Raw genomic sequence first — 14,361 nt, 5'->3', positions numbered from 1 at the left:
GCCCCTCCCCCGGCAGCCCCGCGACCGCCCGGGCGGCACCGGGCAACCGGCGCCGCCTCAGGCCCGCTGGCAGGTGGGGCACCAGAAGAGGTTGCGCGCGGCGTGCGCCTCGGTCCGGACCTCGGTGCCGCAGACCAGGCAGGGCATGCCGGCCCGGCGGTAGACGTAGACCTCGCCGCCGTGGTCGTCCACCCGCGGCGGACGGCCCATCGCCTCGGGGGTGTGCTCGGGTCGGACGGTGTCGATCCGCCCCGCGCCGACGCCCTCGCACATCAGCGCGACCAGGTCGGCCCAGACGGCGTCCCACTCGGCCCGGCCGAGGTCGCGCCCGGCCCGGTGCGGGTCGATGCCGTGCCGGAACAGCACCTCGGCGCGGTAGACGTTGCCCACGCCGGCCAGCACCTTCTGGTCCATCAGCAGTGCCGCGATCGTCGTCCGGCTGCCGGATATCCGCCGCCAGGCCGGCTCCGGGTCGGCGTCGGCCCGCAGCGGGTCGGGGCCGAGGCGCGCCGCGACGGCGGCCTTCTCGGCGTCGGTGATCAGCGCACAGGTGTTGGGACCGCGCAGATCGGCGTAGGCGTCGTCGTTCGCCAGGCGCAGCCGGACCAGGCCGACCGGCTCCGGCGCGGGGCCCTCGCCGAAGGCGAACCCACCGTAGAGGCCGAGGTGGATGTGCACCCAGGCGTCGTCCTCGAAGCCGAGGAAGAGGTGCTTGCCGACGGCCTCCGCCCCGGTCAGCACCTGCCCGTCGACCAGCTTCGCGCCGTCCGCGAACCGGCCCTGCGGGCTGCTCGCACGGACCGGGCGGCCGCCGAAGGCCCTGGCGTTCTCGGCGGCGAGGCGGTGGATGATGTGGCCTTCCGGCACGGGCGTCAGCTCCCCCGGGTGTGCGACAGGATGCCCCCATCATCGCAGCCCGCACCGACAGGCCCGGCCGGGCCGCCGGCCGTCGCGGGCTCCCGGAAGGCGGTACCGAATCCGCGCCGGGGCAGCGCCGGAGCCGCCCGGAACAGCCCCGGGCGGCGCGGGCCTCAGCGGACCGGGATGCCCATCAGCCGGGCCAGGATCACCCGGTCCAGCTCGGCGGCGGTGGCCGCGACGTCCAGCTGGGAGTTGTCGATGATCGGCAGCCCGGAGTTGTACCAGCCGGCCATCCGGCCGTGGATCCGGGCCACCTCCTCGTCGCTCAGCCGCCGGTTGCCACTGCGCCGGGCGTTGCGGCTCAGCACGGAGTCCAGACTGGGCAGCAGCACGACCGGGATCATCCCCGGGCCGATGTGCCGCTTCCAGCCGCCGAGGCCGATCGCCGGGCGGTCCGGGAAGACCGCGTCGTCGATGATGCAGGAGATGCCGTTGGCCAGGTAGTTGCGGCAGGCGAAACCGCAGGTGCGGCGGGCCAGCCGGTACTGCGCCTCGGAGGCGTTGTTCCAGCCGGACTGCGGGTTGGCGAAGCCGGACTGCACCCACTCGCGGACGTCGTCGAGGCTGATGTGGGCGGTGGGCGTGGGCCGCCGCTCGGCCCAGTGCCGGGCGACGGTGGTCTTGCCCGCGCCGGCCGGTCCGATCAGCAGCACGGCGAGTGGCCCGGACGGCAGGTGCGGCTGCGCGGGGTGGACCGGGAGCTGGACGGGCGCGCCCGACGGCAGCAGGAAGTGCCCGGTGGCGCCGGCCGGAACCGGCGCGGGCGCCGCGGCGGTGGGAGCCGACGGCGGCACGGGCCGCGCCGGCGCGGGCGGTGCGAGGGGGGCCGCCGGGGTGCCGGCCGGCGGCACGACCGGGCGACCGGCGTACGGGGGCCGACCGGCGGGCTCGCGCGCGGACCGGTCCGCGCCGTGGCGGACGGATTCGGCGTGGGCCGCCGCCCGCGGCACTCCCCGGGACGCGCCCGGCGCGCCACCGGCGGGCGGTGCGACGGTGGCACTGCCGGAGTACGGCGGGGCCGGCGGAGCGACGGGACGTGGGGGGACTTGTCCACCCCCGGCGTACTGCGTCACGGTCACCTCCCGACTTCTTTCAGCGGGGACACTACACGGCGGTCCCGCAGCGGGCACAGTCCGCCGCCGGGCCGCTGACGAGGGCCGGGGTACCGGATCGGGCCGGCCGGGGCCGCGCCGATCCGGTACCCCGGCCCCGGGTGTCAGCGTGCGGTGAGCTGCCCGCCGAGCGCCCGCAGTGCCAGCTCGTACGAGCCCAGGCCGAATCCGGCGATGGTGCCGGAGGCGACCGCGGCGATCACCGAGGTGTGCCGGAAGGTCTCCCGGGCGTACGGGTTGGAGATGTGCACCTCGATCAGCGGCGCGGTCCGCTGGGCGGCGGCGTCGCGCATCGCGTACGAGTAGTGGGTGAAGGCCCCCGGGTTGATCACCACGGGCACCCCGCCGTCGGCCGCCTCGTGCAGCCACTCCACCATCTGCTGCTCGGAGTTGGTCTCGTGCACCTCGACCTCGAAGCCGAGCTCCTCGCCGAGCACGGTGCAGCGCTCGACCAGCCCGGCGTAGGAGGTGGCGCCGTAGACGTCCGGCTCGCGGCTGCCCAGCCGGCCGAGGTTGGGGCCGTTGAGCACCATCACCCGGGTCACGAGGAGACCTCCGCGTAGGCGGCGACCAGCAGGGACGGGTCGGGGCCCTCCAGCATGGAGGTCCGGCCGAGGCCGTCCAGGACGATGAAGCGCAGCAGGTCTCCGCGCGACTTCTTGTCGATCTTCATGGCGTCCAGCAGCTTCGGCCAGGCGTCCGCGCGGTAGCTCAGCGGCAGGCCGACCGAGGCCAGCACGGTGCGGTGCCGGTCGGCCGTCTCGTCGTCCAGCCGGCCGGCCAGGCGGCCGAGTTCGGCGGCGAAGACCATCCCGATCGAGATCGCCGCGCCGTGCCGCCACTTGTAGCGCTCGTTGCGCTCGATGGCGTGGCCGAGGGTGTGGCCGTAGTTGAGGATCTCGCGCTGGCCGGACTCCTTGAGGTCCCCGGAGACCACGTCCGCCTTGACCTGCACGGCCCGCCGGATCAGCTCGACGGTGTGCGGCCCGGCGGGGCTCCTGGCGCCCTCCGGGTCCGCCTCGATGAGGTCCAGGATGACCGGGTCGGCGATGAAACCGCACTTGATGACCTCGGCGAGACCGGAGACGTAGTCGTGCCGGGGCACCGTCTCCAGGGTGTCGAGGTCCGCCAGCACGCCCACCGGCGGGTGGAAGGCGCCGACCATGTTCTTGCCCTCGGCGATGTTGATGCCGGTCTTGCCGCCCACCGCCGCGTCCACCATGCCGAGCAGCGTGGTGGGCATGGAGACCCAGCGCACCCCACGCAGCCAGGTGGCCGCGACGAAGCCGGCCAGGTCGGTGGTGGTGCCGCCGCCGAGGCCGACGATCACGTCGCTGCGGGTGAAGCCGGTCTGGCCGAGCACCGACCAGCAGTACGCGGCGACCTCGGCGCTCTTGGCGTCCTCGGCGTTGGGCACCTGGAGGACGATCGCCTCGTAGCCCTCGCCCAGCAGGTCCTCGCGGATGGCGTCGGCCGTGGCGGCCAGTCCTTCGGGGTGGATCAGCGCGACCCGCTTGGCGCGGGTCCCGATCAGCTGCCCCAACTCGCCGAGCAGCTGGTGTCCGATCAGCACGTCGTACGGGTCGTGGCCCGCGCTGCCGCCGACGTGAATCCTGACGATGTCACTCATGGGGGGTCTTCAGCTCCAGTGCTTCCATTACGGCGTCCGCGACCTGCCCGGGGGTGCGGCCCGCGGTGTCGACGACGGCGGTGGCCACCTCCAGGTACAGGGGCCGACGCGCTTCCATCAACTCACGCCAACGCGCCCGCGGGTTGACCGCGAGCAGCGGCCGCGGCGCGTCCAGCCCCACCCTCCGGACGGCGTCCGCCGGCGGGACCTCCAGGAACACCACCGGCAGCTCGCGCAGCAGTGCCCTGGTGGCCTCGGCCATCACCGCACCGCCCCCCAGCGCCAGCACGCCGTCGTGGTCCCGGGCGGCGCTGCGCACCGCGGCCGCCTCCAGCTCGCGGAAGTGCGGCTCGCCCTCGTCGATGAAGATCTCCGGGATCGGCTTGCCGGCCGACCGTTCGACATCGGCGTCGGTGTCCCGGAAGGCGACGCCCAGGCGCTGGGCGAGGTCCCGTCCGACGGTGGACTTGCCACTGCCGGGCGGGCCGACCAGCACCACCAGGGGTGCGCTCATCGGACGATCAGGTTGTCCAGGTACCCCTGGACGTTGCGGCGGGTCTCGCTGACGTGGTCGCCACCGAACTTCTCGTTCACCGCGTCCGCCAGCACCAGCGCGACCATCGCCTCGGCGACGATCCCCGCCGCGGGCACCGCGCACACGTCGGAGCGCTGGTGGTGGGCCTTGGCCGGCTCGCCCGTCCGCACGTCCAGCGTCTGCAGCGCGCGCGGCACGGTCGCGATCGGCTTCATCGCCGCCCGCACCCGGAGCAGCTCACCCGTCGACAGGCCGCCCTCGGTACCGCCCGACCGGCCCGACGTCCGCTTGACGCCCTCCGGGGTCGGCACGATCTCGTCGTGCGCCTGCGAACCCGGCACCCGGGCCAGCTCGAAGCCGTCGCCGACCTCGACGCCCTTGATCGCCTGGATCCCCATCAGCGCGGCGGCCAGCCGCGCGTCCAGCCGGCGGTCCCAGTGCACGTGCGAGCCGAGGCCGACCGGCACGCCGTAGGCCAGCACCTCGACGACCCCGCCCAGGGTGTCGCCGTCCTTGTGGGCCTGGTCGATCTCCGCGACCATCGCCTTCGACGCGTCGGCGTCCAGGCAGCGCACCGGGTCCTCGTCGAGGCGCGCCTCGTCGGAGGGCAGCGGCAGCACCCCGGCGGGGGCCTTGGCGCCCGCCAGCTCCACCACATGGCTGACGATCTCGATCCCGCAGGTCTCCTTGAGGTAGGCGCGCGCGACCGCGCCCAGCGCGACCCGGGCCGCCGTCTCCCGGGCGCTCGCGCGCTCCAGGATCGGCCGGGCCTCCTCGATCGAGTACTTCTGCATGCCCGCCAGGTCCGCGTGGCCCGGCCGGGGGCGGGTCAGCGCCTCGTTGCGGGCCAGCCCCGCCAGCACCTCCGGGTCGACCGGATCGGCCGACATGACCTGCTCCCACTTCGGCCACTCGGTGTTGCCGACCATCACGGCCACCGGGCTGCCCATGGTCTCGCCGTGCCGCACGCCGCCGAGGAAGGTCACCTCGTCCTGCTCGAACTTCATCCGGGCGCCACGGCCGTAGCCCAGCCGTCGGCGCGCCAGCGCCTCGGCCACCACCGCGGTGGTCACCGGAACACCGGCGGGCAGGCCCTCCAGCGTCGCGACCAGTGCCGGACCGTGCGACTCCCCCGCCGTCAGCCAGCGCAACGTACCCAACGGAGCTCCTTCATCAGCGGACCGGTCACGGCACTTGCCATGACCCGCCCGGGCGTGCTTCCTCTGTCCCTGGATCCTTTCATGCCGTCGGCATGCCCGGGAGCAGAGTCCGGGTGACGGACAGCAACCGGTCGACCCTCGGACGCGGTGGACGGCGGAGCACCCGGGCCCCGCCGGGAGCGCGGCCGGACCCCTCGCCGCGGCACGGCGCGCCGGGGTGGCACGACACGCTGGACGGGCTTGTCAGGTCCGACCGGCACGACGCGCCAGGGTGGCACAGCACGCCCTTCCGGCACGACACGCCGACGTGACACAGCACGCCGATCCGGCACGACACGCCACCCCGGCACGACATGCCCGGGCGGCACCGCCCGCCACCCCGCGCACACCGCGTCAGCGACCGGCGAGCGCCGCCTCACCCGCGGCCCGGATGGCCGCCAGCGGCCCGGGCGCGCGGCCGGTGAACCGCTCGTTCTGCAGGACCGCCTGGTGGACGAGCAGGTCCAGGCCGCCCAGCACGGCGGCGCCGCGCTCGGCGCAGGCGGCGGCCAGCGCCGTCGGCCACGGGTGGTAGAGCACGTCGAACAGCGCACCGGGCGCGGCGGGCAGCCCGGCGGCGAACGCGTCCGTCGCCCCCGCGGGCGTGGTCGACACGGTGAGCGGCTGCGCGAGCGCCTCCGCCCCCCGCTCCCAGTCGGCGGTCCGCACGGTCACCCCAAGGCGCTCGCCCAGCTCGGCCATCTCCCGGGCCCGCTCGGCGCTGCGGACGTAGACCGTCACCTCGCCGGTGCAGATCTGGGCCAGCGCCGCCAGCGCCGACGAGGCGGTGGCCCCGGCACCCAGCACCGCCGCCCCCGCCACTTCGGTGATGCCGCGCTCGCGCAGGGCGTTGACGAGGCCCGGGATGTCGGTGTTGTCCCCGGTGCGCCGCCCGTCGGCGGTGAAGACCACCGTGTTCACCGCGTCGACCGAGCGCGCGGTCGCGCTCACCTCGTCGAGCAGCGGGATGACCGCCCGCTTCAGCGGCATGGTGAGCGACAGGCCCGCCCACCGCTCCGCGTCCAGCCCGGCGAGGAAGCCGGGCAGCCCGGCCTCGTCCACCTCGAAGGCGTCGTAGCGCCAGCCGTCCAGCCCGAGCGCCGCGAAGGCGGCGCGGTGCAGGTGCGGCGAGAGCGAGTGGGCGATCGGCGAGCCGAGGACGGCGGCCCGGTACTTGCTGGTCAACGCTGTTACTCCGTGAACTACTGGCCCCTCAGGGCTACTTGGTGGTGCAGTGGACGGCCACCTTGTCGAAGCCCTGGCCGGCCGCCTTGCAGTACTCCTCGACATCGGCCGCGAACTGCTTGTCCGTCTCCGAGAAGCGGGTGTTCTTCGGGTCCATCGCGATGAAGTACAGCCACTTGCCGTCCGCCGGGTTCAGCACCGCCTTGAGCGCCGCGTCACCCGGGTTGGAGATCGGCCCGGGCGGCAGGCCCGCGTTGATGTAGGTGTTGTACTTGTTGGAGGCGTCGTTGATGTCCTTCTTGTCCAGCACCTTGCGGCCCAGCGAGTACTGCAGCGTGGTGTCCATGCCGAGCTTGCCGTCGATCTTGCCCGTGTCGGCCAGCCGGTTCTGGATCGTCCGGGCCATCTTGGCGAAGTCGTCGGGGTTGTTGCCCTCGGCCTGGAGGATGCTCGCCTCGATGACCACCTCGTAGCCGGTCTTGAGGCCGATCTTGGCGGCCTCCGCGTCCAGCCCCGCGTAGCGGTCGACGGCGTTCTTCACCATCTGCTTGAGCAGGTCCTCGGGCTTCATGCCCGAGGCGATCGAGTAGCGGGCCGGCCAGAGGAAGCCCTCGATGTTGCCGTTGGCGTACGCGGGCAGACCGAGGCTGCCCAGCTGCGCCTTGGCCACCTCGGCCGTGGTGCCCTTGGCCAGCTGCAGCTTGTCGTCGATCTTGGCGTAGGTGGCGGCGGCCGTCAGCCCCTCCTGGACGATCAGCTTCTCACCGCCGTTCGCCTCCACCAGGTTGGTGACGGCGGCCTCGGCCGACATCTCCTTGGGCATGGTGTAGGTGCCGTACTGGATGGTGGTGCACTTCGGGTTCTTCCCGCACGCCTGGGTGAAGGCCTCGATGCTCTTGACCACGCCGGCCTCCTTGAGCGTCTTGCCCATCTCGGCCCCGACGGCACCCTTCTTGATCTCCACCATGACCGAGCCGCTGCCCTGGCCGGTGAAGTCCGGGGGCGGCCCGAAGTGGTCCTGGTAGAAGCCGTACCCCCACCAGCCCGCGCCGGCCACGCCGCCGACCATCACCAGCGCGACCAGCAGGCAGGCGCCACCGTTGCGGCGGCCGGACTTCTTGCCCTTCTCCTTGCGCTTCTTCTTGCCCTCGCGGGAGTTGTCCTCCTCGCCGAGGAAACCGTTCTGGTCGTCCCCGCCGTCCTCGGCGTAGTCGTCCTGGTGCTCGTCCCACTCGACCTCGGCCTGCTCGGGCTCGGCCTCCGCCGGCCGGCCACCGGCCTCCAGCGCGGCGGCCTCCGCCTCCCAGTCGATGCCGTCCGGGCCGGGACCGGCGGGCCGCTCGGGCTCGGGCCGCCGGCGTCGCGAGGCCCGCCCGCCCGGCACCTGCCCGCCCGGAGCCTGCTCGCCCGGCACCCGCTGCTGACCGGGCTGCTGCGGCATCCCGGGCTGGGACGCGCCCTGCTGCGGCATCCCGGGCTGGGACGCGCCCTGCTGCGGCATCTCGGACTGGGGCGCGCCCTGCTGGTTCATACCCGACTGCGGCATGCCCGACTGCGGCATCCCCTGCTGCGGCATGCCCTGCTGCGAGTACCCCTGCTGCTGCCCCTGGTACCCGGGGGCGCTCTGCTGCTGCCCGGGGAACCCCTGCTGCGGGTATCCCTGCTGCTGGTCCTGGTACCCCTGCCCACCCGGGAAGCCCTGGCCCCCGCCGTGCCCCTGCTGCGGGTACCCCTGCTGGTCGCCGAAGGCCTGACCGCCGTACTGCTGGGCCTGCTGCTGCCCCCGCGCGAACTGCTGTCCCCCGTACTGCTGGGGCTGCTGGGGCTGGCCGCCCGGGTAGGCCTGCTGCGGGTAGCCCTGCTGGGGGTAACCCTGCTGCGCCGCCTGCTGCATCTGCTGCGGGTACCCCTGCTGGTCGACGAAAGCCTGACCGCCGTACTGCTGGGGCTGCTGCCACTGGTCGTCCGTCGGCCCGGGGACCGGCTGCTGGCCGCCGTACCCGGGGTCACCGGGGTGCCACGGCTCGGAGCCCTGGGGGCCGTAGCCCCGACCCAGATCGGTCATTGATCCCCTTACACCGACGGAGACGGCCGGAGGATCGGACCGGCCGTCCGGGACGGCGTCCCGGCTGATTCTCGAACCGGCGTGCTACTGCAGCGCCTGGAGGGAGACGTTACCGTACCGCAGCCTGGCCTCCGGCAGGGGCGATGTGCCCTCACTGCCCGCCCGGAGCGGTCGGCGCACCCGTCGGCTGACTGCCGCCCGCCCCCGCGGAGGCACCGCCCGAACCGCTCGCCGACGGGCTCGGCTGCGCGGCCCGGGCGGCGTTGAACTCGGCCACGTTGCGCTGCTGCACGTCGAAACTGTCGGTGAACCGGGTGTCCCCCGGCTTCACGGTGACGAAGTAGAGCCAGTCCCCCTGCGCCGGGTCCACCGCCGCCATGATCGCCTGCCGCCCGGGGTTGCCGATCGGCGTCGGCGGCAGTCCGGTGTGCAGATACGTGTTGTACGGGGAGTCCAGCTTGGTCTCCGTGACGGTGGTGTTCAGCGTCGAGCGCCCGAGCGCGTAGTTGATCGTGGAGTCCAGTTGCAGCGGCATGTTCTTGGCCAGCCGGTTGTAGATCACCCTGGCCACCTTGGCCATGTCCTCGGTGTTGTCCGCCTCGCCCTGCACCATGCTGGCGATGGTCACCAGCCCGTACAGGCTCTGCCCGAGGTTCTGCGCGACGACCTCCGCGTCGTCCCGGGCGAACTCCTTGCCGGCCCGCTCCACCATCTGCTTCAGCAGGTCCACCGCGGTGGTCCCGTCGGTCACGCTGTACGTCGCGGGGAAGAGGTACCCCTCCGGGCTGCCCTTGGCGAACTCCGGCAGCCCCAGCTCGGCGCCCTGCTCCTGGGCGGCCCGCTGCGTGGTGCCCTCGGGCAGGTCCAGCTTCTTGTCGATCGCCGTGTAGATCTGGCTGCCGCGCCAGCCCTCGGGGATGGTCAGGCCGTTGGCGTTGGCGGGGTCGACCAGGATCGCCAGCGCGGCGGCCGCCGACATCTTCTGCTTCAGCGTGTAGGTGCCGGGCTGGATCCGCCCGGCGGCGGCCGCGCTGCCCTTGGCCGCCCGGGTGAAGGCCAGCGAGCTGGCCACCACGCCGTTGCGCACCAGCGCGGAGGCGATCTGGGTGAGCCCGGCGCCCTCGGGCACCGAGACCTGGACCTCGCCGGTGCCCGCCCCGTGGTAGTCGGCGGCGGCCGGCGGCTTCTGCTGTCCCTGCAGCCAGGTGTACCCGGTCAGACCGGCCCCGCCGAAGACGACCACCAGGGCCAGCGCGGTCAGCCCGCAGGCGAGCCCGTTGCGCCGGCGGTGCGGATCCGGCGCATCGTGGCGAGGACGGGGCGCACCCGGCGGACGGCCCTCGGGTTCGAGCACCGGCGCACCGAGGTGGCCGGGTGTGAGCCCGGGCGTGAAGTCCTGGTCGGTCATTGCGCCCCCTCGGCGGTCCCGGAACGAGCAGAAGGGGCCCGTGCGGACGCGTCCGCACGGGCCCCTTCACCGGGACGTTAGATCAGACCGGTCAGCCGGCCGCCTCGACGCTCTCACCGGGCGGGCGTCCGCTCACCCGTTCGGACTCAAGGGCGGTCTGCAGGATCACCACCGCGGCGGCCTGGTCGACCACCGAGCGGCCCTTCTTGGCCTTGACCCCGGAGGCGCGCAGCCCGTGGGTGGCCGTGACGGTGGACATCCGCTCGTCGACCAGCCGGACCGGCACCGGGTAGAGCCGGTTGGCCAGCCGGGTGGCGTACCCGCGGACCTTCTCCGCCGCCGGGCCCTCCTTGCCGCTGAGCGAGCGCGGCAGGCCGACGATCACCTCGATCGCCTGGTACTCGTCGGCGATGGCGGCGATCCTGGCCTGCGACTTCACCCCGGCGGGGACGGTCTCCACCGGCGTGGCGAGCACCCCGTCGGGGTCGCAGGACGCGACCCCGATCCGAGCGTCACCGACGTCGACGGCGATCCGCCGCCCGCGGCGGAAGGGCGGCCTCTCCTCCTGGTCCATCAGCTGGCGCGCTCCGCGACCAGACCGCGCACCGCGGCGATGGCCTCGCCGACCGCGCCCGCGTCGGAGCCGCCGCCCTGGGCGACGTCGTCCTTGCCGCCACCGCCGCCGCCGAGGGTCTTGGCGGCGACCCGGACCAGCTCGCCGGCCTTGATGCCGCGCCCGCGCGCGTCCTCGTTGGTGGCGATCACGGTCAGCGGGCGGTCGTTGGCCACCGTGAAGGCGGCGACCACGGCCGGCCGCGAGCCGAGCCGGCCGCGCACGTCCAGGACGAGCTTGCGCAGCTCGTCGGCGCCGGTGCCGTCGGCGACCCGGGCGGCCACCACGGCGATGCCCTGGACGTCCTCGGCGGAGTCGGCCAGACCCGCGGCGGCGGCCAGCACCTTCTCGGCGCGGAAGCGCTCGATCTCCTTCTCGGCGTCCTTGAGCTTGGCGAGCATGCCCGAGATCTTCTCCGGCAGCTCCTCCGGGCGGCCCTTGACCAGCTCGGTCAGCTGGGCGACCACGGTGTGCTCACGGGCGAGGAACTTGTAGGCGTCCACGCCGACCAGCGCCTCGACCCGGCGCACGCCGGAGCCGATCGAGGACTCGCCGAGCAGCTTCACCAGGCCCAGCTGGGCGGTGTTGCCGACGTGCGTGCCACCGCAGAGCTCCTTGGAGAAGTCCCCGATGGTGACGACGCGGACCGAGTCGCCGTACTTCTCGCCGAACATCGCGATGGCGCCGGCCTTGCGGGCCTGGTCCATCGTCATGACCTCGGCGGTCACGTCCAGCTCGCGGGTCAGCACGTCGTTGATCTTCTGCTCGACGTCGACCAGCACGCTGCCGGGCACGGCGGCGGGCGAGCCGAAGTCGAAGCGGAAGCGGCCGGGGGCGTTCTCGGAGCCGGCCTGGGCGGCCGTCGGGCCGAGCGCGTCGCGCAGCGCCTGGTGGGTCAGGTGGGTGGCCGAGTGGGCGCGGGCGATGGCACGGCGGCGCTCGATGTCGATGGTGGCGTACGCCGAGGCGCCGAGCACGACCTCACCGAACAGCACGCCGCCGGAGTGCACCGTCACGCCCGGGACGGGCTGCTGCACGTCGCGGATCTCCACCACGGCGCCGGAGTCCAGCCGGATCCGGCCGTGGTCGGCGAGCTGGCCGCCGCCCTCGGCGTAGAACGGGGTGCGGTCGAGGATGATCTCGACCTCGTCGCCCTCGCTCGCGGCCGGCGCCGGGACGCCGTCCACCAGCAGGCCGACCACGGTGGCCTCGCCCTCGGTGAGGTTGTAGCCGGTGAAGACGCTGGCGCCGGACTTGTCGGCGACCTCGCGGTACGCGGCGACGTCGGCGTGGCCCATCTTCTTGGCCTTGGCGTCGGCCTTGGCACGGTCCCGCTGCTCCTGCATGAGGCGGCGGAAGCCGGCCTCGTCGACCTGGAGGCCCTGCTCCTCGGCCATCTCCAGGGTCAGGTCGATCGGGAACCCGTAGGTGTCGTGCAGCTTGAACGCCTGCTCGCCGGAGAGCACCGCGCCGCCGGACTGCTTGGTCTCGGTGACCGCGGTGTCCAGCAGGGTGGTGCCGGCCTTCAGGGTCTGCAGGAAGGCCGCCTCCTCGCCGCTGACGACCGTCTCGATGCGCTTGCGGTCGGCCTCCAGCTCCGGGTACTGCGGGGCCATCGCCTTGATCGCGACGTCGGTCAGGTCCTTCGCGACCTGGCCGGTGGCGCCCAGCAGGCGCATGTTGCGGATGGCGCGGCGCAGGATGCGGCGCAGCACGTAGCCGCGGCCCTCGTTGCCGGGGGTGACACCGTCGCCGATCAGCATCAGCGCGGTGCGGATGTGGTCGGTGACCACGCGCAGCGAGACGTCCGACTTGTGGTCGGCGCCGTAGGTGTGACCGGTCAGCTCGGCGGCGCGGTCGAGGATCATCCGGCTGGTGTCGATCTCGAAGAGGTTGTCGACGCCCTGCAGGATGGCGGCGAGGCGCTCCAGGCCGAGGCCGGTGTCGATGTTCTTGCTCGGCAGGTCGCCGAGGATCTCGAAACCGTCCTTGCCGTCACCGTGGCCGCGCTCGTACTGCATGAAGACCAGGTTCCAGATCTCCAGGTAGCGCTCGCCGTTGACGGCGGGGCCGCCCTCCTCGCCGTACGCGGGGCCGCGGTCGTAGTTGATCTCCGAGCACGGGCCGCACGGGCCGGGGACGCCCATCGACCAGAAGTTGTCCTTCATGCCGAGGCGCTGGATGCGCTCGGAGGGCACGCCGATGACGTCGCGCCAGATCTGCTCGGCCTCGTCGTCGTCCTTGTAGACGGTGATCCAGAGCTTCTCCTTCTCCAGGCCGTAGCCGCCGTCCGCGACGGGAGTGGTGAGCAGCTCCCACGCGAACTTGATGGCCCCTTCCTTGAAGTAGTCGCCGAAGGAGAAGTTGCCGCACATCTGGAAGAAGGAGCCGTGCCGGGTGGTCTTCCCGACCTCCTCGATGTCCAGGGTGCGCACGCACTTCTGGACGCTGGTGGCCCGGGAGAACTGCGGCTTGACCTCGCCGAGGAAGTACGGCTTGAAGGGCACCATGCCGGCGTTGACCAGCAGCAGGGTGGGGTCGTCGGCGACCAGGGACGCCGACGGAACGACGGTGTGGCCGCGCTCCTCGAAGAAGCGCAGCCAGCGGCGGCGGATCTCTGCCGACTCCATTAGTGGTCCTTCCGGTTCGGGGTACCGCCCGGCTGCGGCAGTGCGCGGCCGGGCGTCTTTTCGATGGCTGGGGTGGTGCGCGCACCGTCGGACGATGCGCGGGCGCTGCTGGACGGAGGCAGGGCGGCGGCCGGGCTGCCGGGCGCCGCCGAGATAGCTCGGTACTGCGGCTCGCCGCGCAGGACCCGGCGCCGGGGCTCGACGACGGCGGTGCCGTCCAGTCCGAGGTCCTCGCGCAGCTGCTCCTCGCGCTCGGCCATGCCCGCCTTCACGTCCTGGGCGAACCGCTTGGCCGCGTCGCCCAGGTGCAGCGCGCCGCGCGCGGCGGTGCCGGAGAGGCTGTCCGGGGTGAGCCGGTGCACGGCCTCGTTGGCCTTGTTCATGGCCCAGACGGTGGCACCGGCGCCGACCGCCATCCAGAAGATGCGTCGCACCATGCCGTCAGCCCCTCACCGCGCGCCGGACCCGGGCGAGCAGGCCGCTCTTGGCCGTCGTCGCGGCGCGCACCTCGGCCCGGATCAGCCGGGCCAGCTCCTCGCGCTCGCTCGGCTGGGTGGGCAGCGTCACGGTGCCGTTCTGCTTGGCGACGGCCTTGCGGACGCCGTAGCTGAAGGCCGCGACCTTGACCAGCGGCCCGCCCAGGGTGGCCGCGACGGTGGAGGAGAGCGCCTGGGCGTTGGCGGCGGCGTCCTGGACGTTGGCGGTGATCTCGTCGACCCGCTCCAGCTGCTCGTTGGCGCTGCGCACGGCGGCTCCGGCCTCGGTCAGCAGCGGCACGGCCTGCTCGGTCACGGCGGAGACCAGGACGGCGGCCTCCTTGAGCACCCGCGAGAGGTGCACCAGCACGACGGCGAGCAGGGTGACCAGGACCGCCCAGAACACGGCGACGAGCAAGCCGGCCAGCTCTCCCACGGACACCTTGTGCGCTCCCTCGCCTTGCTGTTCTCCGAAGGAGACCCTATCGCGACCACGGCCGGTTTCCGGACCGGATATCGGCCGGGGCGTCCCCGGGCCCGTCCCCGCGGATCCGGTCCGGTGTACGAGCCGCGCGCGTAACCTACCG

At 73.4% G+C, this 14,361-nt stretch carries 13 protein-coding genes; all 13 read right to left on the bottom strand.

Going from position 1 to position 14,361, the window contains the following annotated elements; genetic code table 11:
* Positions 1-57: 57 nt before the first annotated feature.
* The 13 genes from ACZ34W_RS13750 to ACZ34W_RS13690 all read right to left on the bottom strand — a co-directional run bounded on the left by ACZ34W_RS13750 (position 58) and on the right by ACZ34W_RS13690 (position 14,216).
* Positions 58-867 carry an Fpg/Nei family DNA glycosylase gene (locus ACZ34W_RS13750; protein WP_465603777.1) on the bottom strand — a complete coding sequence of 270 codons (810 nt, stop codon included), beginning with the start codon at positions 865-867 and terminating at the stop codon, positions 58-60.
* Positions 868-1,031: 164 nt separating this feature from the next.
* The gene (locus ACZ34W_RS13745) at positions 1,032-1,715 is read right to left on the bottom strand and encodes an AAA family ATPase (RefSeq protein WP_396489633.1); all 684 of its coding nucleotides are present in this window, start codon (positions 1,713-1,715) and stop codon (positions 1,032-1,034) included.
* Between the two features lie 422 nt (positions 1,716-2,137).
* Positions 2,138-2,566 carry a type II 3-dehydroquinate dehydratase gene (gene aroQ, locus ACZ34W_RS13740; RefSeq protein WP_359837733.1) on the bottom strand — a complete coding sequence of 143 codons (429 nt, stop codon included), beginning with the start codon at positions 2,564-2,566 and terminating at the stop codon, positions 2,138-2,140.
* Between the two features lie 8 nt (positions 2,567-2,574).
* Complete coding sequence (gene aroB, locus ACZ34W_RS13735; protein ID WP_329486792.1) at positions 2,575-3,663, bottom strand: 3-dehydroquinate synthase; 1,089 nt, start codon at positions 3,661-3,663, stop codon at positions 2,575-2,577.
* Complete coding sequence (locus ACZ34W_RS13730) at positions 3,656-4,177, bottom strand: shikimate kinase (protein WP_329486793.1); 522 nt, start codon at positions 4,175-4,177, stop codon at positions 3,656-3,658. The genes aroB and ACZ34W_RS13730 overlap by 8 nt, the downstream gene beginning before the upstream one ends.
* Entirely contained in the window at positions 4,174-5,358 is a 1,185-nt protein-coding gene (gene aroC, locus ACZ34W_RS13725) for a chorismate synthase (protein WP_329486794.1), read from the bottom strand. Before aroC ends, ACZ34W_RS13730 begins: the two co-directional genes overlap by 4 nt.
* Positions 5,359-5,751: 393 nt before the next feature.
* Positions 5,752-6,582 carry a shikimate dehydrogenase gene (locus tag ACZ34W_RS13720; RefSeq protein ID WP_329486795.1) on the bottom strand — a complete coding sequence of 277 codons (831 nt, stop codon included), beginning with the start codon at positions 6,580-6,582 and terminating at the stop codon, positions 5,752-5,754.
* A 34-nt stretch (positions 6,583-6,616) separates the two neighbouring features.
* The gene (gene mltG, locus ACZ34W_RS13715) at positions 6,617-8,647 is read right to left on the bottom strand and encodes an endolytic transglycosylase MltG (protein WP_465603773.1); all 2,031 of its coding nucleotides are present in this window, start codon (positions 8,645-8,647) and stop codon (positions 6,617-6,619) included.
* Positions 8,648-8,798: 151 nt separating this feature from the next.
* The gene (mltG, locus tag ACZ34W_RS13710) at positions 8,799-10,055 is read right to left on the bottom strand and encodes an endolytic transglycosylase MltG (protein WP_465603771.1); all 1,257 of its coding nucleotides are present in this window, start codon (positions 10,053-10,055) and stop codon (positions 8,799-8,801) included.
* 91 nt (positions 10,056-10,146) lie between these two features.
* Complete coding sequence (gene ruvX, locus ACZ34W_RS13705; protein WP_329486798.1) at positions 10,147-10,629, bottom strand: Holliday junction resolvase RuvX; 483 nt, start codon at positions 10,627-10,629, stop codon at positions 10,147-10,149.
* Positions 10,629-13,298: an alanine--tRNA ligase gene (gene alaS, locus ACZ34W_RS13700; protein ID WP_465603769.1), complete on the bottom strand. Its 2,670-nt coding sequence runs from the start codon at positions 13,296-13,298 to the stop codon at positions 10,629-10,631. The genes ruvX and alaS overlap by 1 nt, the downstream gene beginning before the upstream one ends.
* On the bottom strand, positions 13,298-13,735 hold the full coding sequence (locus ACZ34W_RS13695) for a DUF6167 family protein (protein WP_329486800.1): 438 nt from the start codon (positions 13,733-13,735) through the stop codon (positions 13,298-13,300). Before ACZ34W_RS13695 ends, alaS begins: the two co-directional genes overlap by 1 nt.
* A 4-nt stretch (positions 13,736-13,739) precedes the next feature.
* Positions 13,740-14,216, bottom strand: a complete 477-nt coding sequence (locus ACZ34W_RS13690) for a DUF948 domain-containing protein (RefSeq protein ID WP_329486801.1) — start codon at positions 14,214-14,216, stop codon at positions 13,740-13,742.
* Positions 14,217-14,361 lie beyond the last annotated feature (145 nt).

Source organism: Kitasatospora sp. NPDC022856, from assembly GCF_055561235.1.
This window is presented reverse-complemented; position numbering and strand designations above follow the sequence as displayed.